We start from the raw sequence: 21,188 nt of genomic DNA, 5'->3' as shown, positions 1-21,188 counted from the left end.
TTTTATTATTCTTAAGCCTTAAATCAAAAAACTGAGCGGTAAAACATTAGCGCAATAATAACCGGGCAAACAAAGCGTACATACCAAGGCCAAATCTTCCAAAACAAACCCTGCTCCGCGTTTGCATCGCCTTCTTTAAGCTCAGCTAAAATGGCATCTCTGCGCCACACCCATCCGGCAAATATACATAACGCTAAGCCAAGTAGTGGTTGACTGTACTCAGTGGTAAGGGCAATAACGAACCCAAACAGTGCATTAAAATTAAGAATGATGATGCAGCTAAGTACAAAGATAATGGCTGCCATTAACACTACCGCCTTTTTACGTACCAAGCCCCTGCTTTCCACCATATATGCCACAGGCACTTCAAGCATTGATATTGAAGAGGTAACAGCGGCTATCGCCATTAACGCAAAGAAAGTAAATGCAACAAACACACCTACCCCGCCAATTGTATCAAACAAGGCTGGCAACACTTTGAAAATAAGCGAGTCACCTTGAATTAAGGCTCCCTCAGGCGTAAAGATTTCTACACCATTGTGCAGCGCAACGTACATGGCCGGAATAATCAGCATGCCGGCAATAACGGCAACACCGATATCCACTAATGCAACGGAAGCACCAATGGTGGGCAAATTTTCTTTTTTGCTTAGGTATGAACCGTAAACTAGCATGGTACCCACACCTAATGACATGGAGAAAAAGGCTTGGCCCATGGCATCTATTAACAAATCGGGGTCAAGAATACGGGTAAAGTCTGGTACCAAATACGCGCTCCAACCATCAGAGGCGCCAGGTTGCAAACTTACATAGACGATAAGAGCTAGGATAAGAAGTACCAATGTAGGCATTAACCTAACTGACCATTTCTCAATTCCCGACTTCACACCACCCACAACAATAAAAGCGGTTAACGCCATGAATATAAAGCAAAAAATAACGTTACGCGTAACTGAAGATGTTAACAACCAATCACTTGCAGACTGTAACCCCACCATATTGACAGCAGAATCTGCGAAATAGACAAGCATCCAACCGCCTACGATGGCATAAAACGCCAAGATAAGTGAGACTGTTATGCAACCCCAAATACCGGTTGCACGACCGATGAAGTTACCAGAAATATTGCCTAGCGCATCTACCATGTTAGAACGAGAGCTTCGTCCAATGATGAGCTCGGCCATGAGAACGGGGTATGCAAGAACAAACGCGAGAAGTAAATAAACAAGCACAAAAGCAGCACCTCCATTCGTTGCTACTTTGGTGGGGAACCCCCAAATATTACCGAGTCCAACTGCTGAGCCCGCTGCTGCGAGCACGAACCCGATTCGAGAAGAAAACTCGCCTCTGATAGCCATGTGATTTCCCTTTATTTATTATTGTTGTTAGGTTTATCAGACACAAAAAAAGGGCTGGCCACTGACCAGCCCCCTGTCATCAACCTTTAGTGTGTTATTGCGTATCTGCCGGTTTCTATCATATCAAAAGTAATGTTGGCAGCTTCATCTAAGAACGGATCTAACTCTTCCATATCTTCAGGTAGGTCATCAAGTGTTTTAACTAATTCTTTACCCATACGCTGTAAACGTTCATTGGCTCTCTCGAGAGCTTTATCTTCAGCTTCTTTTTTATCTGACTCACGTTCAGATTTTACCAATGAAATAAAGTTTTTATCTTTGTTTTCTTTGTACTCGACAATATCGTCGTGAATATAAGAAAACTCAGGGTCTTGCATAATACGTTTATTATGTTTCGCCGTTAATACGTCAAGTGCAGCTTGGCCGTCAGCAAATGTAGTGTAATTTGCGCGGTTAATGCTGTCCCAAGGTAATGCGTTATCCTGTTGGCTCTCACCCCAGTCAGCAGGTTCAATTGCTGAAGGATAAAGAATATCAGGCACTACCCCTTTATGCTGCGTACTTCCACCATCAATACGATAGAACTTAGCGATGGTGAATTGCACGCTACCTAATGGGTTGTCGTACAAATCATAAATCTTACCTAAACCACGGTGTTGTTGAACGGTACCTTTACCGAAGGTTTGTTCACCAATAATCAGCGCGCGGTTATAATCTTGCATTGCAGCGGCGAAAATCTCTGACGCCGACGCACTGTAGCGGTCTACTAAAACCGTTAACGGGCCATCGTAAGATACTTTTCCGTCGGTATCGCGATTAACGCTAACTTTAGTTTGACCGTAACGAATTTGCACCACTGGACCTTTTTCAATGAAAAGACCGGTAAGTAATGTCGCTTCTGTTAAAGAACCACCACCATTGCCACGTAAATCTACAATAATACCTTTAACGTTCTGTGCTTTAAGGCTGTTTATTTCCTTTTCGACATCGGCGTGTAGGTTGTTGTAGAAACTAGGAATAGTAATAACACCTAAAGGCTCATTTGCGTGAGGCCCAGTTTCAGGCGTGTAAACCTCAGATTGTGCAGCTCGGTCTTCAAGCTTAATTTTGTCGCGAGTAAGGCTAACCACAGACATGGTTTTCGCATCTGTCGCGCCCTTTTGAACTTGCAAGCGTACCGCGCTGCCCTTTGGCCCTTTGATAAGCTCTACGACTTCATCTAAACGCCAGCCGACTACATCAACAAACTCTTCATCTTCTTGCGCCACACCAACAATTCTATCTTCTGGCTTTAACGCCCCAGATTCATCGGCAGGACCGCCCGGCACTACGCTTTTAATTACGGTGTAATCTTCTTCGCTTTGAAGTACCGCACCAATACCTTCAAATTCCAAATTCATTTCCATTTGGAATCGGTCAGCGTTGCGTGGTGAAAGATAACTCGTGTGAGCTTCGATGGTACGCGCAAATGCATTCATAGCAATTTGAAATACATCTTCGCTTTTGGTTTGTTTAGTTCGCTTGATAGAACGTGTGTAGCGTTTCTCAAGAAGCTCTTTTGCTTCTTCCCACGTTTTATCAGCAAGAATAAGATTTAATGCGTCGTACTTAACACGTTGACGCCAAATCTCATCTAACTCATCTTTGCTAGTAGGCCACTCGGCTTCTTCGCGATCGTAATAAAATTTGTCATCGGCTTTTTCAAAATCAAAAGGCCCTTTCTCTAGCATAGCTAACGCAAACTCGTAGCGTTCGATACGACGCTGCGCACTTACATTATACATGTCATACGCGACAGAAAGGTTGCCCTTGCTCAACGCATCATCGAAAGCGTTTCGATATTTTTCGAAACCCACCACATCAGACAATAAAAGAACTTGTTTGTTGTGATCTAAAGATTCAATGAAGCGCTGATAGATACGTGCTGATAACACGTCATCCAACGAAATTTCTTTATAGTGAGCGCGGGTAAATAACGCACTGACGCGTTTTGCTGCAACACTATGCTGTGTCTCTTGTTGAAGAACGGGAAGCTCTTCAACATCTGGGGTTGTGGTGACTGCACCAGCGCCTACCCCAACGGTAAGAAATGCACTAGCAATGGAAATTCGAAGGATATCTTTCATATTTACGACCTCTTGGAGCGTGCCAAACGTAAAGCATCTGCATTTACTTTTACCACCATACCTGAGTCTAACTGAACATGAATACCGTCTTTGGCAATTTCGGTGATAACGGCTGGCATAGGTGTTTTACCTAATTTAACCGTTACGTTCGTACCTTGTTGCATATCGGCATCAGTCAATTTAGCCGGTGGTGTTTTACTTGGTCTCTGAATTTTCGGTTTAGTTCCCTGCTGGCCTTCTTTGTTGCTGCCTGCAGGCGCCGAACCAGAAGATTTCGGACGTGCAAATTGACGTTTTTCTTTCTTTTGAGGCTGCTGAGCTTGCTTAGCTTTACGCTTTTCGGCGGCTTTCGCTTTGCTTTCTTCTAGCTGCTTCTGTGCATGATCGGCATGCTCTTTCTCAATAGTTTCCCCTTCAACACCATCTAAGTCGACACGGTTAGCGCCTTCTTTGATGCTGTAGAGGTAACGCCAGCTGTTTGTATAGTGGCGAAGTGTAGAGCGAAGTAATGTTTTACTCACTCGTTCTTCGCTTTCTAAACGCTGGGCTAGATCTTGAAAGATGCCAATCTTAAGTGGTAGGGCTTCGCCTTCAATACTAAAGCATTTAGGGAAGGTCTCGGAAAGGAAAGCGATAACTTCCTTACTGCTAGTAAACTTTTCTGGTGATTCCATTAAACTTTCTAAATTATTCAAGAGATTTCTTCATTACTCTCATCATCCCAAGTTGCCAGCGCGTGGTCAACCCAATCGAGTAATTCGTCATCGTCAATTTCTAATAAATGTTTATCTTGTTGCCAAGACTCCCAACCGTGTTGCAATAATTGTTCAAGCCGATGAGTTTCAATATCTTCATCGGCCCTATCATAAATTGCGTGAAGTACGAAATTTAATCGTTCTGACGCTTCATCAGGGTCATCATGATTGTCTTCCATATCTTCATAAGTAGATAGTACTACATGGATGTCAACGTTGTATTTCATAACGATTGCTGAGATTCAATAAGTATATCGGCTATTTTACACAACCCAAGCTCATCTTGCTCGTCGAAACGAGAAAATTCTGGGCTATCGATATCTAAAACACCGATTAGTTCGCCATTTACCACAAGAGGAATGACAATTTCGGAGTTTGAAGCGGCGTCGCAGGCAATGTGGCCAGAGAAGGCATGAACATCTGCAATGCGCTGAACTGTGCGGGTTTCAGCGGCAGTACCACACACCCCCTTCCCCATAGGAATACGGATGCAAGCGGGTTGTCCTTGGAAAGGACCTAACACTAATTGCGCTTCTTTATAAAAATAAAAACCAGCCCAATTTACCTTATCGAGATGGTTAAAAAGTAGTGCACTGATGTTCGCCATGTTGGCAATGACATCGTGCTCACCAGCAACCAGGCTTTTCGCCTGGCTTATTAACTGGGCGTATTGTTCTTCTTTCAAACGGTTACCCTGCTATTGAATAATAGTAAAACTAACGTTTATGCGCGCTTCAACGGTTTCTTGCCCTGGTAAAGAAACAGACATTTCTTTAGCAAACGCATCTGCGCGCATAACTGGAACGGGCATATTGCCACCAGATTCAGAGATTGCAACTACTTCACCCACTTCAACGCCTAATTCCTTCGCTAAAAGTGCTGCTCGCGCCTTGGCATCTTTCACCGCTGCGACTAAAGCTGTTTGGTATGCGTTGGTTTGCGTTGTACTAACAAACGAAAATTGTTGAATACGATCGACACCCCGTCCTAGTACACCGTCCAACACTTTATCATAGTTTTCAATATTGGAATCAGTCACTGATATTTCGCGACTTAAGGTAAACCCTTCTTGCACTCGGCCGTTAGGACTGTTCACGTATCGTGGTGTTAAACGAACCTGCATAGATTGAATGTCGTTACGTTCAATGCCCTGCTCTAGCAAAAAGCTAACAACAGATCGTAAATCCGACGCAAGGGCAGTATTAAGCTTCCCAACGGTTTCGCCTTGTTCTTCAATAACAAAGGTCACTGAATACGCATTAGGCGTAACTGACATTGCGCCTGTGCCTTGTACATGAATAAGCTGTTGTTGCTGTTGCGCCATTGATGCCGTACTTAGCATTGTGGCAACTATACCCGTTAATAATACCATCGGTGATAAGCGCTTGCGTGCCTTCTTGCGTGCGTTAATACGTTTTAAAGGCGCCGCTAGTTTACTGATTGAATTCATTCAAAACTCCGTGTTCATTATCATTAATTCAGGCAAATCATAAGTAACGGTAAGTGAACGTATTATGAACCGCAACTAAATCATTCATAAAACAGGCGAGTTAACTGATACGTGAGTTTTAATAAAAAGCATTATTTTTTTGTTTTAGAGGGCAAAAATAAAAAGTGGGCACGATGGCCCACTTTATACTTTATGAATGCTTGTGCACCAATTTTCAGTCTATTATTTCAATACTTTTTGTAAGGATGTGAGGCAATGGTCGATATTACGAGGCTTACAGGCATACCCCATTAATCCAATGCGCCACACTTTACCTGCAAATTCACCTAAACCCGCACCAATTTCTAAATTGAAATCGTTAAGTAACCTTGAACGAACTTCAGCGTCATTAACACCATCTGGAATATTGACTACATTAAGTTGAGGGAGACGATATTCGGCATCTACGGCAAGCGAGAGACCTAAGCCTTCTAGTCCAGCCACCAGCTCGTTATGACCGGCTTGATGACGTTGCCATGCGTTTTCTAAGCCTTCTTCTTTTAAAATAAGTAAGGCTTCATAAAATGCATACATACTGTTTACTGGTGCAGTATGGTGATAAGCACGCTTAGCCCCTTTCCCCCAATAGCCAACAATTAAGTTCATGTCTAAAAACCAGCTTTGTACTTTAGTTTTGCGGTTTTGAATAACATGCACTGCGCGGTCACTAAAGGATACCGGTGAAATACCCGGTACGCAGCTTAAACATTTTTGGGAGCCAGAATAAATGGCATCAATGCCCCACCCATCTACGTCTAGCTCAATACCGCCTAAAGAGGTAACGGCGTCTACTATCGATAAACAGTCGTACTGTTTTGCAAGTTCACATAAATGTTTTGCATCATTTTCCACGCCGGTTGACGTCTCTGCATGTACGAATGCAAGCACTTTAATATCTGCATCTTTTTTAAGTGCATCTTCTACCGCGTTTAAATCGGTTTGCTTGCCCCAATCGTTTTTAAGTACGATGGCTTGACCACCGCAGCGTTCAACATTTTCCACCATACGGTTGCCGAACACGCCGTTAATGCATACCAACACTTTATCGCCGGGCTCAACAAGGTTAACAAAACAAGCTTCCATCCCCGCAGAACCTGGCGCAGAAATAGGCATTGTTAATGCATTTTCAGTTTTAAATGCGTATTGAAGAAGCTGTTTGGTCGCATCCATAAGCTCGATAAATAGCGGATCTAAATGACCAACAGTCGGTCTGGCAATCGCATTGAGAATACGAGGGTTCACGTCTGAAGGACCAGGCCCCATTAAAGTGCGCTCAGGCGGAAGAAAAGTAGAGTGCGTTTGCATATCAGTCCTTAGCAATAATAGTAATAATAGCGTATCTGCATTCTTACAATCTTAACGGCTGGGTACAACAGCTTGTTATGAACATAACTTATATGAATGGAAACGTCTTGCGCCATAATCTTGTCGAGCTTGCGTAAGATGTGGATAACCCGTGGGTATCATGAGGGTAAAGAAAAATCGAATAGATCAGAAACTCCGACCAGTATGAAGCCTATGATTATCCGAAGGTTATTCTCATTTTAATTGGATTAGAGGGTCTGTAAAATAAATTTCACAATGTTTAGTTTATAAAATAAACAAATATGAACTATAGTTATTATCCGTTTGAAAGAATTTGCATGCACTTCTCCCTTGCAATAGTTAGCGCACGGCTCAGCAATGAGCCATTCCCCTATGCCCAGAACCTATGTTCTGGGCATTTTTTATGAAAAGCGCAGCATTTTCGGTGCACAATAGCGCTGAAATAGTGGGGAAGATAAAGAGGAACAGTAGGCGCAAAGAGGGAAAAGGTTATTCTAGGGTACGATGAATGGTCTTGAGCATAATGAATGATAGTAGTGAAAAACGGGATAATAACGGTTAGCCATTATCCCATAGAGCACATTATTATTAGGCTTGTGTACACTGATTAAACCTCAGAAAGATGCTTATTATAATGTGTTGCATTGTGCGCATAATGCGCAGCAGATGCTTGAAGCTTTTCCTCTACACTACTATCAAGCTGCTTTACCACTTTTCCTGGCGAGCCCACCACTAAGCTGTAGTCTGGAATCTCCATATTTTCGGTAATTAATGCATTTGCGCCAATAATGCAGTACTTCCCAATTTTCGCGCCATTTAACACTACAGCATTAATGCCAATGAGAGAGTAGTCACCTACCGTGCAGCCATGCAACATAACTTTATGGCCCACGGTTACACCTTTACCTAAAGTAAGAGGAATTCCGGAGTCGGTATGGAGCACACTCCCGTCTTGTACGTTAGTAAGCTCTCCTACCGTAATCGCGTCCATATCTGCGCGAATAACCACATTGAACCATACACTGCTGTGGGGTTTTAATATCACATTGCCAATAACATGTGCGCCGGGGGCAATATAACTGGTGCTATCACACTCAGGCGTTAACATTTCAAGTGAATATTGCATAAGCGTTCCTTGTACATAATTTAAAAAACTGTGCTCTCACAACAAAATGTCATTTAGTCGACATCGACTTGTCGCATCAAGCCTTCTTGGGTTGCAGAGGCTACTAACTCACCTTGTTGAGTGAAGATCTGACCTCTCACCAAACCTCTTGCTCCGCCACTAAATGGACTTTCCATTACATACAATAACCACTCATTCATATTAACGGGGCGGTGAAACCACATAGCATGGTCAATAGTCGCAATACGTAGCGATTTGTCGGTAACTGAAATGCCGTGTGGCTGTAATGACGTACTTAAGAAATGGTAATCAGAAGCATACGCTAACGCTGCTTGTTGCAGTGTGATCTCAGGTGCAAGCTCGTTTCTTGCTTTCATCCAAATATAGCGCTTAGCGGGTTGGCGATTAGACTGATAGGAGTTCGCCGCACCTATAGTACGAATATCCACCGGGCGATGATAACTTAATGCTTCTCGCATAGGACGGGCAATTTTGTCGAAGTTTTTTTCATAAAACTCGATATCAGACTGCACTTCTTCTGGCGGCGGCACGTCAGGCATATCTGCTTGCTGATGATGCATACCTTTTTCAGGTACTTGGAATGACGCCGTCATGTAAAAGATGTTTCGACCATCTTGGATTGCTTTTACTCTTCGGGCAGAAAAGCTACGGCCATCTCGTACCACTTCTACATCGTAGACCACAGGTTTCTTTGCATCGCCAGGAAGCAAAAAGTAAGTATGAAATGAATGGGCTATACGGTCTTTATCTACTGTTTCATAAGCGGCAGCTAACGCTTGCCCTAGTACTTGACCGCCAAATAATGCACGAAAGCCCAAATCCCAACTTTGTCCGCGATATAAACCCGCTTCAACAGTCTCTAACTCAAATAACGAAGATAATTTAACCTCAGGCATGCTTTTCTTTCTCTTGTTGCTCAGCGTTCGGGTTTCTTGGGTAGTATTTTTCTGGTAAATACGCCCTGTGCTCAAAAAATCGCGTGTCTTTATAGGGTAACTTCATAAAGCCTGAAATGCCTAGCCCTTTTATTGACGGCACATGTTCCACTAACTTGGCTAATAATTCAGAAAATCTTTCTTTCTCGTGATGATTGAGCAATGTGTAATAACTATGAATCTTTAAATGAGTACTTAAAGCTTCAAAAATAATACAGCCCGTATGGTGAATAGTATTAAGCTCTTTGATAATAGCAATAATGGGCTCAGGTAACTTCAAAAGCTCGTCTGGGTCGTCACCATCTTCAAAGTAAGAATGAGTTCTGGATTCATCTTGTGCCACTGAGGCACGGGATAAATCAAACGGTATTACACATTCCGGTGTTGGTAAAAAAGCATCGTTTTCGGTTTCTCGCTCAATGTGAAGCGTGTTTTTAGCGTTAAACATGCAACACTTAAATACCCCTGGTTTATGGATGGCGCGAGCAAGGTTGATTACATTGTTAACCGCAAGTTCGAAGGCGGTTTTTAATGCCGCATCGTGTAAATTTAAACTGGAGTCTACATAAACGCCGTTAGGCTCCCAGCGAATTGCCATGCCGCCGACAACAGGATAACGGCCTAGCCGACTAATTGCCGACACAAACGCTTTCTCGGTATCGCCCATTCCTTGCAAAAAGTTTTTGTAGTACCGATCGAACTGGGCATCATCGATATAACGTAATGAAGCATCTTCAAATGCAGATTGCTGGCGCAAATAAGATTTACGAGAACTATAAACAACGGTTTCGATGTCATCTTGCGAGTGCGTGATCCAAGTAGGAATACTGGGTATATACTGCGGTACTGCATCTTCTGAAAACACCATATGTTTTAGCACGTGCAAGTTATTGAAGAAGTAGTCTCCTCCTTGTTGCCTTTTTTGGGGGTCGTCACTAAGCATATATTCTAAAATGCTCGCTAACATTTTTGGCAGTCCAAGAGATGAAGGGCGAATAACGTGATGGCCATACCGACATGATTGCCCCGACGCTAAAGCATATAGCGTGCTTGCCATACCTTGCTCATCGAAACGTGGGGATGATAGCGCACCGTTTAGCTGCTCTTCCCCAATGAAATAGACATCACCTAATCGGGCGTTGGTTTGATGAAGCTCGCTAGACATCAAGTCCATCACATTGTTACTAGTGTACTGACCATTTTCGTCTACTTGTGCAAACACGGATGAACCCCAATCGATAAGCCCGATGCGCTCTTTAGGTTCATCCCATACCAAGTTAGAAGGTTTAATGTCGCCATGAACGATAGGTTTGGCGTTGCCTTTTTGAGTGTGCTCTCGAAATACTTGTAACAACTCGCCAAGCTGTACCGCTATTTTGACGATGATCCTTGGCGGGAGTGGCCCCCGTGCTAAACTGACTTTTTCTAAATCATCGCCCGGGGCGCGGCCCATCACCAAAATAGATTGTTTACCTATTTGCTGATATTCAACCAATGCAGGCACATAAGGATGGGAAACTTGAGATAGCATGAAAGCTTCTTCCTCAAGCCGTTCTTGTACATGCTGAGGAAGATTTATTCGAGAAAACTTAAAGACGTGCTCTTGTGTGTTTGGGTTTCTATTAGCACGTGAATCTGAACTTGAGTTCGAGCTTAAATTTTGATTAGGCGCTGTACCTGCAAATGCAAACCCAAACGCCCCTTTTCCCAATAACGAGATATTGCGGTAGCCTAAACTAGCCAATTGGTCGATGCACAGTGCTACCCAATCTTTAAGTTTTTTGGCATCAGCATGTGAGAGCAAATAAATAGACTGCTCATCGGGTATATAAAAATGCGTTAACCCTTTTATCTGAGACATGCCAATTGCCTACCTCTGTGATTGTTTACGCTTGAGTGCTTTAAATCGTTTTTAGCTCTTCGTTAAAAAGAGTCCGCTAAAGGGATTACTCTTCAGTAGTTAGCCATGTCAACGTATACGCAGCATCGCTTCCTAATAGCGGGGTAATCTCATCAAGGGCTTCACTCATACTGACATCAAGCTGCCAAGGTGGATTGATGACACATAAGCCAGAACCGTACATGCCAGCATCGGCGGTATTTTCTTCAACGGTAAGCTCGATAGTGAAACAGGGCTTACCTAGTGCCGATAACAACTCGCACATTTTCTGACTGGCCCCACTTTTAGCCCCCGCTCGCTCTGATAGTAACGGATACCACACTACTATTTGTGCTTGCTGCCAACGCGCTAATACTTTCTTCACAGCACTGACTACATCTTGATATTCAGAAGCCTTTTCGTAGGGCGGATCTATTAATACCGCGCCACGATTAGGTGAAGGTGGCGTAAGTGCAATTAATCCTTCATATCCATCTCTGTGATGAACATGGCTTTGGCTATCGCCAATCTGCCACATGGCATCATCGAGTTTTTCATGTTCAGCAGGATGCAACTCCATAAGATGCAGCACATCGATATCACGTTTTAGCTTGGCACTAATAGCCGGTGAACCTGGATAACATCTATCACTTAAAAACCCGTTACATAGCGACAAATAGGATTGCAGCAAAGGTGAATTTGCAGAAATGTTAGCTACTTTGTCTACCCCAGACTCATACTCTTTATTTTTGGATGCTAAGGCATCATCAAGTTGATAAAGCCCAGCCCCACTATGCGTATCATAAAGGGTGAAAGGCTTATTTTTTTTCTTGAGATGGCTTATTACGCCCATCCAACAAAGGTGTTTAATAACGTCGGCATGGTTGCCGGCATGAAATGCATGTTGATAGCTAAGCACGATATACCATAAGTTGACGCGCATACTGCGCAGGAAAATGTAGTTTAGCTGTCAATAATAACGCTTGGGCTAACGTCCACACAAGCCCGACAGCCCGTTCTGTGTAAATAAGCTCTCTGTGAATAAGAACTATTAAAAGTGCCCCGTGATTAAATCACTGTAGTTCGCACAGTTCTTATTAAAGCACTTGTATTAGATTACTTAAATTAACGAACTTATTTTAACGTAATTGTATTAACGTACTTGCCTATTACTAGGCTGTGGGCCTGCGGCCCACATTAGAATCCTATCGCTATTTCAAATGCATTAGCATGGTTTCTGGCTCTTCAATATAACTAGACCACAAATTATTGAAGCGAACCATAGTAGCGCCATCAATAATACGATGATCACCAGACCAATTCACCATCATGATATTTTGCGCTTCAACACTACCGTCAGCGGCAAAACGGGGAAGCTTTTGAGTTTTACCTAGCGCGACAATAGCCGTTTCAGGCTTGTTGATAACCGGTGTAGCCGTAATACCACCAATAGCGCCAATATTTGAAATGCTGATAGTGCCACCTTTAAGTGCGTCACCGCCCAATTTTCCTTCACGAGCTTGCTCGATAGTGGTATGCATTTGCTGAGCTATGTCGAACAAAGACAGATTTTCTACGCCCTTAATATTAGGCACCAAGAGGCCAATTTTAGCGTCAACGGCAAAGCCGATATTATGATGATTAAAATAAGTAAGCTCAGTACCGTCTTCGTTTAATTGACTGTTAATGATAGGAAACGCTTTTAACGCCAACGACAATGCTTTTACAAAAAAGGGCATAAAGCTAAGCTTTACGTCTTTTGCTTCAAACATAGGCTTCAGTGATTGTCGCAAGGCAATTAGCTTATCCATTCTAATTTCATCGCTCACCGTAAAATGAGGAATGGTATTTACTGACGCTACCATTTGCTTTGCCATAGCCGCACGAATGCCTCGCACTTTTTCGGTATAACTTGATTCACCCGCGTGATTAGGCGTAGCTGAGAGTTCGTCATTATTTGTGCTAACGTTACTCGCACTAACGGTATTCGCACAAACGTTGCTGACATCATGTTTTAAAATACGGCCTTTTTTGCCACTGCCAGCAACAGCAAGTAAATCAATCTCGTGCTCTCTGGCAATACGGCGTACTGCAGGGCTTGCCAAAACTTTGCCCGGTATAGCAATAGGAGGCTCAAAATCCCCGTCTTGCCATTTATCACTAATGGCTAGGTTACCCTGCTCACTGGTATTGTCGTTAACCGGTGAAGCACTGTGGCTAGTAGTTTCGTTAACTCTTTCTGCATTACTTACTTGATCAGTTGCAGCATCAGTCGTTGTGTCATCGGTGCTATTTTGATTACCTTCGCTAGCACTTTCATCTGTATGAAGGGCAAATAATGGGCTATGCACTTGTGCAATATCGCCTTGCTTATAATAAAGCTTATGTACTGTGCCTGAATGCTTAGCAGGAATTTCTACCACTGCCTTATCAGTCATTACTTCAACTACACTTTGGTCTTCAGCAATGACATCACCTTCTTTAACGTTCCATTTGACGATTTCGCACTCAACAATACCTTCGCCAATATCAGGTAAAATAAAATCAATATTCATATTATTGGCTCCCTTTTAATAATGTAACGAGCGCTTAATAGCTTCGTACGTTTTAGTTTCATCAGGCATATATTCGGTTTCATGAGCGAGTGGATAAGGTGTATCTAAACCACAAACACGCGAAATAGGCGCTTCTAAATACAAAAAGCATTTTTCTTGTATAGTCGCGGCAATTTCACTGGCGAAGCCGCCGGTAAGTGGCGCTTCATGGTTAATAAGCAATCGGCCGGTTTTCATTACCGAGTTGATAACGGCTTCGGCGTCCCAAGGTAAAATGGAGCGCAGGTCTATAATTTCGCAAGACACGCCATCGTCTAACGCCATTTCAGCGGCTTTTTGCAATATCTCAATTTGTGCACCCCACCCTAGTAGGGTGATATCAGAGCCTTCTTGTACTAAATCGGCTTTACCAAGTGGCAGTTCATAATCTTCTTCAGGTACATCGGCAATAGACGCGCGATATAAACGTTTTGGCTCAAGAAAAAGTACTGGGTTTTTATCGCGAATAGAGGCTAAAAGCAGTCCTTTCGCTTGGTATGGGTCTCGTGGAATAACCACTTTCAAACCTGCGCAGTGGGCGAAAAACGCCTCCGGTGATTGGCTGTGGTAATGACCACCCGATATACCACCACCATAGGGCGTACGAATGGTAAGACCGCCTACATCAAATTGTCCGCCTGAGCGATAACGCCACTTAGCCGTTTCGTTTACGATTTGGTCAAACGCAGGAAAGATGTAATCACCAAACTGAATTTCAGCAACAGGGAAAGATCCTTGTGATGCAAGCCCATTCGCAAAGCCAATGATGCCCTGCTCGGTAAGCGGCGTATTAAAACATCTGCCTTTACCAAATTTCTCTTGTAGATGACTGGTCGCTCTAAATACACCACCAAAATGGCCCACGTCTTCACCAAACACCATGACCTTTTCTTCCGCTGTCATGGCGGTAATTAACGCATTATTAATTGCCTGTAGTAAGTTCATTTTAGCCATTAGCGAACACTCCCAGACGTTTTAGGATATTTTTTAGGATATTGTTTAATATGTGCTTTTAACGAAGTCAGCTGATCTTGTAGATGCCAGGGTACACTGTCGTACACATCTTCAACTATTTCCTCTATGCCGCAAATAGGAACCGTTTCACTGACTTTTAACGCCGCGAGTACATCTTGACGCGCTTTATCAACTTTGGCTTTGTTCTGTTTTTCATCAAACCAGCCCTTATGGGTAAGCCAATTCGCCATTCTTGCGATTGGATCTTTTGCGCGCCACTTATCTTCTTCATCTCTAGAACGATAGCCCGTAGGATCGTCAGACGTAGAATGAGCCGCAAGTCGGTAGGTCATCGCTTCTATCAGTACCGGACACATTTCTGCTAACGCTATACGGCGTGCTTCCTGCGTTGCAGCAAACACCGCTAGCGGGTCGTTACCGTCTACCCGAATCGTTTTCACGCCGTAGCCAATTCCACGTGATGCAATACCATCTCCAGCAAATTGTTCTTCCGACGGCGTTGAAATGGCATAGCCATTGTTCCGGCAGAAAAAGATAACCGGGCAATTGAGAACAGCAGCCATATTCACTCCAGCATGAAAATCGCCTTCTGAAGCAGCTCCTTCACCAAAATAACAAATAGTAATGGCATCGTTGCCTGCCATTTTTTGCCCATAGGCATAACCTGATGCTTGTGGTATTTGCGTACCTAGTGGGGAAGAAATAGTCATAAAGTTAAGGGCTTTATCACCATAATGGATTGGCATCTGCCTCCCTTTATTAGGGTCGGCTTTGTTGCTGAACATTTGATTCATAAACTGATCAGTTGTATAGCCTCTGAAAGCCAGCGCACCCTGCTCTCGATATTGGCTCATGATCATGTCATTGGGCGATAAAGCAGCTGCGCTAGCAACGGCTGCGGCTTCTTCACCCGTACTTGCTAAATAAAAACTAATTCTTCCTTGGCGCTGCGCTGCCACCATTCTTTCATCGAGAATTCTGATGTATTCCATGGTGTCGTGAATTTTTAACGCCAGTGTTTGGTCAATCTCTGGAAGTTGCGCAGTTTCATGCTCACTTCCATCTGGTTTGAGCAATTGCAGCATGGGAATATCAATTAACCCATTGCCGATAACTTCAACCCTGTTTGTTGTTTTAATTTTTCCGAGATGATTTCTATCTTCCACAATAAACTCCCTGCAATTTGAAGGATTCGAAAGCGAGATTGCTATGGTCATTATGCTAATAGAAGTATGTTGGTGGCGTTGTGCTATTTGTGCAGCGGTTTATCAACTAAATATGATAAAAATTCTTAATATCCTATTTTGATAGAACTAATATCCTAATATTGACCAGCAATGTTAAATTGATGCTAATAGAAGGATAAAAATACGAATTTGTTTTGTAAATGAGTATGCGAGATTCTTAGATAGAGGTAAGTGTTTAACTACCGAATTGACTGTTGTGTAGCCAAATTCCTCCCCCTTTTTTTAGCTAAGATCAAATGAAAAAGTATGACTAAATGTAACAACATGTGTAATTCATATTAATGTTTAATATTCATTACAAAGTGAAAAAAATTATGCTAGAAATATTATTGTCATTGTTATGACAATAAAAATTGGATCAACAAAGCCAATAAAAATAAGAAATTTCATCCATCCAGGGAAAATCCCAAAAACAGGCCGACGGAGGTTACCTGTGAATAATAAAGTGACATTAGCTGTATCTGCTGCACTGATGTCGATGTCCATGCATTCTGCTGCAGAACTATCATCTGCAACAGAATCGTTTTCTGTAACTGCTGATCAACTCAAAGCAGTTAAAGCGACATCGATAAATAAGTACAAGAACACTAAAACAGTATCCACACCTAAAGTACTCTACACCGCTGAGAAAGGACTCGAAAATAAAGACTACATTTACTTTGTACATCTTTCTGACGACGCAGTAGCGAGCTACGATGGCGGTGTTGAAGGCTTAGAAGCCACTAACCCCCAACTTAAAAAACAAGTTTCAGTAACACGATCTAATTCGTCTGCTAGCAAACGCTTAGACGCTTCTCTTCCAGAAGTAAAAGCCTATGCCTCTTACCTTGAGAAGAAACAAGCAGAAGTTATTGCTAAAGCAGAGTCTGCTGTAGGTTCGTTAGAAACAATAGCAGAATATAAATACGCACTAAACGCAATTGCGATAAAAGCATCGCCAGCTGAGGCAGAAGCTATAGCGCGTTTGCCAGGCGTTAAAAATGTTGAACGTGATGAAGTATATCAACTTGATACTGACACGGGACCAAGTTTAATTGGCGCTCCTGCAGTTTGGGACGGCACAGCTAATGAAAGCGGCGTAGGTCGTCAAGGTGAAGGCGTTGTAGTTGCAGTACTTGATACTGGTATCAACAGTGACCACCCTTCTTTTGCTGATGTAGGTGGTGATGGTTACGATCATACTAACCCACTTGGCGCCGATGTTTACTTAGGTGAATGTGCAGTTGAAGCTGAAGTTCGTTGTAATGACAAACTAATTGGTATTTATAGTTATCCGTCTATCTCTGACGTATACACAGACGACACTATCTTCCCACAAGACGGTACTATACGTTTTGGTGAAGATTACAACGGTCACGGTTCACATACTGCAAGTACTGCAGCTGGTAACGTTCTTGTTGATGTTGGTGAAGTTACCGCTGAATTTGACGTAAATGCAAGTGACGGTGTTGCAACTGGTTTCACCTTTGGTCAAATTTCAGGTGTAGCCCCTCACTCAAACATTATTTCTTATCAAGTGTGTCAACCTGGTAACACTGGTGATACCTATGCAGGTTGTACTGGTGCGGCTATGGCTGCAGCGGTAGACGACGCGGTTGAATCAGGTATTGTTGATGTTATTAACTTCTCAATTTCAGGTGGTGGCTACCCTTGGAGTGGTTCGCTTAACGCAGCATGGTTGAATGCACGCAACGCGGGCATTTTTATTGCTCAATCTGCGGGTAATAGCGGCCCTGATCCAGAAACAACTGAGAAACACGCACCGTGGATTACCGTTGTTGCTGCTTCTACACACGGTCGAAGTGTAGAGTATGATAAATCAATCTCTTTCACTGGTGGTGCAACTGAGTTAGGTGCTATCGCTGGTAAGAGTAACTCTGGCGCGATATCGGGTTCAATCGTTTATGCCGGTGATTACACCAATGCAAACGATCCTGATGGCGACCCTGCACAGTGTTTAGAGCCATTCCCTGAAAATACTTTCGCAGGTGAGATTGTTGTTTGTGACCGTGGTGCAATTGCTCGTGTAGCTAAAGCATCTAACGTTGCAAGTGGCGGCGCTGCTGGTTTCGTTCTAGCAAACCTTGCTGACGGCGCAACATCAGTGAATAACGATGCGTATATTATTCCGGGTATCCACGTTGATGCTACAAACGGTGATATGCTGCGTTCATGGTTGGCAGAAGGTGAAGGCCATACTGCGACTATCACAGCATCGGAAGGCATTTTAACAGTGGACGACGACGCGGCTGATATTATGGCTGAGTTCTCTTCACGTGGTCCTAATACATCAATTAGCACACTAACACCGTCGGTAACTGCGCCGGGCGTTAGCATTTATGCTGCTTACTCTGATGAACAGTACGGTCAAGATTCTACAGGTTCTGCACCAGCTGATTATGCCTACCTTCAAGGTACGTCTATGTCTGGCCCTCATGTTGCAGGTGCTGCTGCACTTGTACGTCATGAAAAACCATCATGGACACCAGATCAAGTCCGTTCTGCTCTTATGATGACGGCTACCACCGATGTTCTTAAAGAAGATGGTGAAACCGCAGCAGATTGGTTTGATATGGGCGCAGGTCGTATTGAAGTAGACCTAGCAGTTCAATCTGGCTTAGTTATGGATGAAACAGACGCAAATTATGCTTCTGCTGATCCAGCACTAGGTGGTGAGCCTCGTACACTTAACCTACCTTCTGTTACCGACGACAACTGTGTAGGTTCTTGCACATGGACTCGTACCGTAACAGCAACTAAAGACGGCTCTTGGTCTGTAGACGGTGTTGCCATTTCAGATGGTTTAGACATTACTGTTACACCTGCTACCTTCGACTTAACTGCTGGACAATCTCAAGAGTTAACGATTGAGATTGACGCATTCCGTGCAGAAAGTGACGTTTGGTCGTTTGGTCAAATCAACTTAGTTTCTGGTTCATCTCCAGACTTACACCTTCCTGTTTCAATTGTCGCTTCTAACGGTAACTTACCTGATGAAATTGACTTTGAAGCACATCGTAATCAAGACTCGTACTTGCTTGAAGATGTAATGGCAGTTGAGATTACTGATCTTCAGGTTACGTCTTACGGCCTAACCAAAGCAACGAAAGTTGAAGGTATGGTTGCGCAAGATTCAGACAACAATGACTACCTAGATGATTTAGAAGATGGCTTGCACATTACGCAAATCGAAGTACCTGAAGGTACACTTCGGTTAGTAGCAGCAACCATGGATACTACGTCGCCAGATCTAGATTTACGCATTTTGTTTGACTCAAATGCAGACGGTATACCTCAAGAAGATGAAGAGGTTGCTATTGCCGCAACTGCTGCAACTGAAGAGTATGTAAGCGTTGAAATGCCAGCAGCAGGAAGCTACTGGGTAATTGTACAAAACTGGGCTGCATCGTCTGATGAAGAAGGTTTTGAAGATAGCTTTGTATTAGCGCATGCCATGGTTGATAACCAGCCCGGTGAAGGGCTAACTATTGATGCTCCTTCAGCTATTCCTCAGTTAACTGAATTCGACGTACGTTTTACTTGGGATTTGTCAGACGCGGTTGAAGGTGATATCTACATTGGTGCTGTTTCAATGGGTACTGATGCTGATAACGTTGATAACCTTGGCATTATTCCTGTAGATATTGTTCGTGCTGAAGATGATGTTTATGTAACTGCTGAGTCTGAAGAGCGTGTTCTACCGGGAGAGGAAGCGACTTTCTATGTAAACGTACTTCCAAACTTTACAACGGAAGACCGCGACTATGAAATTTCACTAACGCTTCCTGATAACGTTACGTTAGTTGAAGGTTCACTGTCTCACGATGGTGTTGCCACTGAAAATACGCTTTCTTGGTCTATTACCCAAGAATCGCTAATTGGTGCTACTCCATCTTATGCAATTACCACTAATGCTACTGACGCATTCTGTGCTAACCCTGACTTTGGTCAAGGCGGTGGATACATCGACCTAGCTGGTTTTGGTATTGGTATAGATGATACGTTAGATGGCGACACCGTAGATGGGACGTATTCACTTCCTGCTTACTTCCTTGGTGCCATGTACGATGCAGTAACGGTAACTGATGATGGTTTTGTTACAGTCGGTAATAGTTTGGGTACATCACCTTGGGTGAACCAAGGACTTCCAGATGTTGCAGATCCAAGTGGTGTTATTGCTCCGTTGTGGCGTGACCAGGAATTTGACGTTGCTAACGGCGTAGGTGTGTCTGTCGCATCTGCTGGCGCTGCTTACACAATCATTGAATGGGATAACATGAGATTCTGGGGTCTTAGCGGAGATTTCGCTGATATTGCAGATTACCAAATTGTTTTCTTCAATGAGCCAGCTGAAGGTCAGCCAAACATCGTATTCTCATACGATAATGTGACACACCAACTTGGTAGTACTTTGCCTGTGACCATTGGTTACGAAGATATTGATGGCGCTACAGGTCAAGCACCTTACTATACGCCTTACAGCCAAGACTTCTTTGATGCAAACTTTGATACAGAAATTGTATCTGGTACGCAAATCTGTATGTATCTTGACGACGTTGATAGCAGCCCTACTCAATTAGCTTACACCGTTATGGTCAATGCTGATGATGCTGGTGGTGCTATTCAAATGATGGCGATGTCAGAAGTGACTAACATCCCTGGTGCAGCGTCTGCAGTATCTGAAACTTACGAAGGTTTACAAGTTGAAGGTCCTCCTGTTGTTACTATCGACGGCATGACAGTGGCAACACTGGAAGTTGTTGAATTGATGGAGTTGAACTTACCTGGTCTAGTAGAAGAGCCAAATGGCGACGCTGTGGACATTACTTGGAAGCAAGTTGAAGGACCAGCAGCTATCATTGCAGGTGCTGGCATAGAAGAAGCTATCCTAGTTGCTCCAGAAGTAACTGAAGATACGCTAATTGTGCTTGAGCTTACTGCTACTGATAGTAACGGTAACACTTCAATGGCAACAGCTAATGTTACGATAAAAGATAACTTACCACCTGTTATCAACATCACTGCTCCGTTTACTGTTGAAGAAGGTGAGTCAATCACTGTTTCTGCTACAGCAACAGACCCAGAAGGTGATGACGTTACATTCACTATCAATGACATCGCAGGCTCAAGTCTAACGACTACAGCGCCTAATACGAATAGCACTATTGCTGTTCAGTTTGAAGTGGTTGCATTTGATGGCTTAAATACAACAACAGAAACAGTAACCGTAAGCGTTACTGATAAGAGCGGTGGTTCAATGGGTTGGTTAGCATTGCTACTTGTTCCAGTTGTATATCTACGTAGACGTAAAATGAAGTAAGCGATATCGCTTAGATATTACTTAAACGTAAAAGGCC

Annotated in this window: 15 protein-coding genes; 1 reads left to right on the top strand and 14 read right to left on the bottom strand. The window is 43.3% G+C overall.

Annotation, left to right across the window (positions count from 1 at the left end; translation table 11 throughout):
* Nucleotides 1–23 precede the first annotated feature (23 nt).
* The 14 genes from AV939_RS05315 to AV939_RS05250 all read right to left on the bottom strand — a co-directional run bounded on the left by AV939_RS05315 (nt 24) and on the right by AV939_RS05250 (nt 15,750).
* The gene (locus AV939_RS05315) at nt 24–1,358 is read right to left on the bottom strand and encodes a sodium-dependent transporter (protein WP_057791778.1); all 1,335 of its coding nucleotides are present in this window, start codon (nt 1,356–1,358) and stop codon (nt 24–26) included.
* Between the two features lie 86 nt (nt 1,359–1,444).
* Complete coding sequence (prc, locus tag AV939_RS05310) at nt 1,445–3,484, bottom strand: carboxy terminal-processing peptidase (RefSeq protein WP_057791776.1); 2,040 nt, start codon at nt 3,482–3,484, stop codon at nt 1,445–1,447.
* A gap of 2 nt (nt 3,485–3,486) precedes the next feature.
* On the bottom strand, nt 3,487–4,158 hold the full coding sequence (gene proQ / locus AV939_RS05305) for an RNA chaperone ProQ (protein ID WP_057796152.1): 672 nt from the start codon (nt 4,156–4,158) through the stop codon (nt 3,487–3,489).
* Between the two features lie 17 nt (nt 4,159–4,175).
* Nucleotides 4,176–4,466 (bottom strand): hypothetical protein, encoded by a 291-nt coding sequence (locus AV939_RS05300; RefSeq protein WP_013784069.1) that lies wholly within the window; start codon nt 4,464–4,466, stop codon nt 4,176–4,178.
* Nucleotides 4,463–4,924, bottom strand: coding sequence for a GAF domain-containing protein (locus tag AV939_RS05295; RefSeq protein ID WP_057791774.1), 462 nt, complete (start codon nt 4,922–4,924; stop codon nt 4,463–4,465). Before AV939_RS05295 ends, AV939_RS05300 begins: the two co-directional genes overlap by 4 nt.
* 12 nt (nt 4,925–4,936) lie before the next feature.
* On the bottom strand, nt 4,937–5,689 hold the full coding sequence (locus AV939_RS05290; RefSeq protein ID WP_156454628.1) for an SIMPL domain-containing protein: 753 nt from the start codon (nt 5,687–5,689) through the stop codon (nt 4,937–4,939).
* A gap of 222 nt (nt 5,690–5,911) precedes the next feature.
* On the bottom strand, nt 5,912–7,033 hold the full coding sequence (locus AV939_RS05285) for a pyridoxal-phosphate-dependent aminotransferase family protein (RefSeq protein ID WP_197427694.1): 1,122 nt from the start codon (nt 7,031–7,033) through the stop codon (nt 5,912–5,914).
* 628 nt (nt 7,034–7,661) lie between these two features.
* The gene (locus tag AV939_RS05280) at nt 7,662–8,180 is read right to left on the bottom strand and encodes a gamma carbonic anhydrase family protein (RefSeq protein ID WP_057791772.1); all 519 of its coding nucleotides are present in this window, start codon (nt 8,178–8,180) and stop codon (nt 7,662–7,664) included.
* Nucleotides 8,181–8,233: 53 nt separating this feature from the next.
* Nucleotides 8,234–9,097: an acyl-CoA thioesterase II gene (gene tesB, locus AV939_RS05275; protein ID WP_057791770.1), complete on the bottom strand. Its 864-nt coding sequence runs from the start codon at nt 9,095–9,097 to the stop codon at nt 8,234–8,236.
* Entirely contained in the window at nt 9,090–10,997 is a 1,908-nt protein-coding gene (locus AV939_RS05270) for a protein kinase domain-containing protein (protein ID WP_057791768.1), read from the bottom strand. The genes tesB and AV939_RS05270 overlap by 8 nt, the downstream gene beginning before the upstream one ends.
* A gap of 85 nt (nt 10,998–11,082) precedes the next feature.
* Nucleotides 11,083–11,958 carry a 23S rRNA (adenine(2030)-N(6))-methyltransferase RlmJ gene (locus tag AV939_RS05265; RefSeq protein ID WP_231751169.1) on the bottom strand — a complete coding sequence of 292 codons (876 nt, stop codon included), beginning with the start codon at nt 11,956–11,958 and terminating at the stop codon, nt 11,083–11,085.
* Between the two features lie 268 nt (nt 11,959–12,226).
* Nucleotides 12,227–13,570, bottom strand: a complete 1,344-nt coding sequence (locus AV939_RS05260) for a 2-oxo acid dehydrogenase subunit E2 (RefSeq protein WP_057791766.1) — start codon at nt 13,568–13,570, stop codon at nt 12,227–12,229.
* 15 nt (nt 13,571–13,585) lie between these two features.
* The gene (locus tag AV939_RS05255) at nt 13,586–14,563 is read right to left on the bottom strand and encodes an alpha-ketoacid dehydrogenase subunit beta (protein WP_057791764.1); all 978 of its coding nucleotides are present in this window, start codon (nt 14,561–14,563) and stop codon (nt 13,586–13,588) included.
* Entirely contained in the window at nt 14,563–15,750 is a 1,188-nt protein-coding gene (locus AV939_RS05250; RefSeq protein WP_061093577.1) for a thiamine pyrophosphate-dependent dehydrogenase E1 component subunit alpha, read from the bottom strand. Before AV939_RS05250 ends, AV939_RS05255 begins: the two co-directional genes overlap by 1 nt.
* 514 nt (nt 15,751–16,264) lie before the next feature.
* Between AV939_RS05250 and AV939_RS20465 the strand changes: the two genes are divergently transcribed.
* Nucleotides 16,265–21,151 (top strand): S8 family serine peptidase, encoded by a 4,887-nt coding sequence (locus AV939_RS20465; RefSeq protein WP_057791762.1) that lies wholly within the window; start codon nt 16,265–16,267, stop codon nt 21,149–21,151.
* Nucleotides 21,152–21,188 lie beyond the last annotated feature (37 nt).

This window comes from Alteromonas sp. Mac1 (genome assembly GCF_001562125.1).
In the GTDB taxonomy this organism is placed as follows: Bacteria; Pseudomonadota; Gammaproteobacteria; order Enterobacterales; family Alteromonadaceae; genus Alteromonas; species Alteromonas stellipolaris.
Note: the sequence above shows the minus strand (reverse complement) of the source record. Positions and strands in the feature narration are given on the sequence as shown.

Coding starts and splice junctions, on each gene's coding strand:
- AV939_RS05300 (WP_013784069.1), bottom strand. CDS start 4,466: ATGAAATACAACGTTGACATCCATGTAGTACTATCTACTTATGAAGAT.
- AV939_RS05315 (WP_057791778.1), bottom strand. CDS start 1,358: ATGGCTATCAGAGGCGAGTTTTCTTCTCGAATCGGGTTCGTGCTCGCA.
- AV939_RS05290 (WP_156454628.1), bottom strand. CDS start 5,689: ATGAATTCAATCAGTAAACTAGCGGCGCCTTTAAAACGTATTAACGCA.
- AV939_RS05255 (WP_057791764.1), bottom strand. CDS start 14,563: ATGGCTAAAATGAACTTACTACAGGCAATTAATAATGCGTTAATTACC.
- AV939_RS05265 (WP_231751169.1), bottom strand. CDS start 11,958: ATGCGCGTCAACTTATGGTATATCGTGCTTAGCTATCAACATGCATTT.
- AV939_RS05285 (WP_197427694.1), bottom strand. CDS start 7,033: ATGCAAACGCACTCTACTTTTCTTCCGCCTGAGCGCACTTTAATGGGG.
- AV939_RS05260 (WP_057791766.1), bottom strand. CDS start 13,570: ATGAATATTGATTTTATTTTACCTGATATTGGCGAAGGTATTGTTGAG.
- tesB (WP_057791770.1), bottom strand. CDS start 9,097: ATGCCTGAGGTTAAATTATCTTCGTTATTTGAGTTAGAGACTGTTGAA.
- AV939_RS05270 (WP_057791768.1), bottom strand. CDS start 10,997: ATGTCTCAGATAAAAGGGTTAACGCATTTTTATATACCCGATGAGCAG.
- proQ (WP_057796152.1), bottom strand. CDS start 4,158: ATGGAATCACCAGAAAAGTTTACTAGCAGTAAGGAAGTTATCGCTTTC.
- AV939_RS05280 (WP_057791772.1), bottom strand. CDS start 8,180: ATGCAATATTCACTTGAAATGTTAACGCCTGAGTGTGATAGCACCAGT.
- prc (WP_057791776.1), bottom strand. CDS start 3,484: ATGAAAGATATCCTTCGAATTTCCATTGCTAGTGCATTTCTTACCGTT.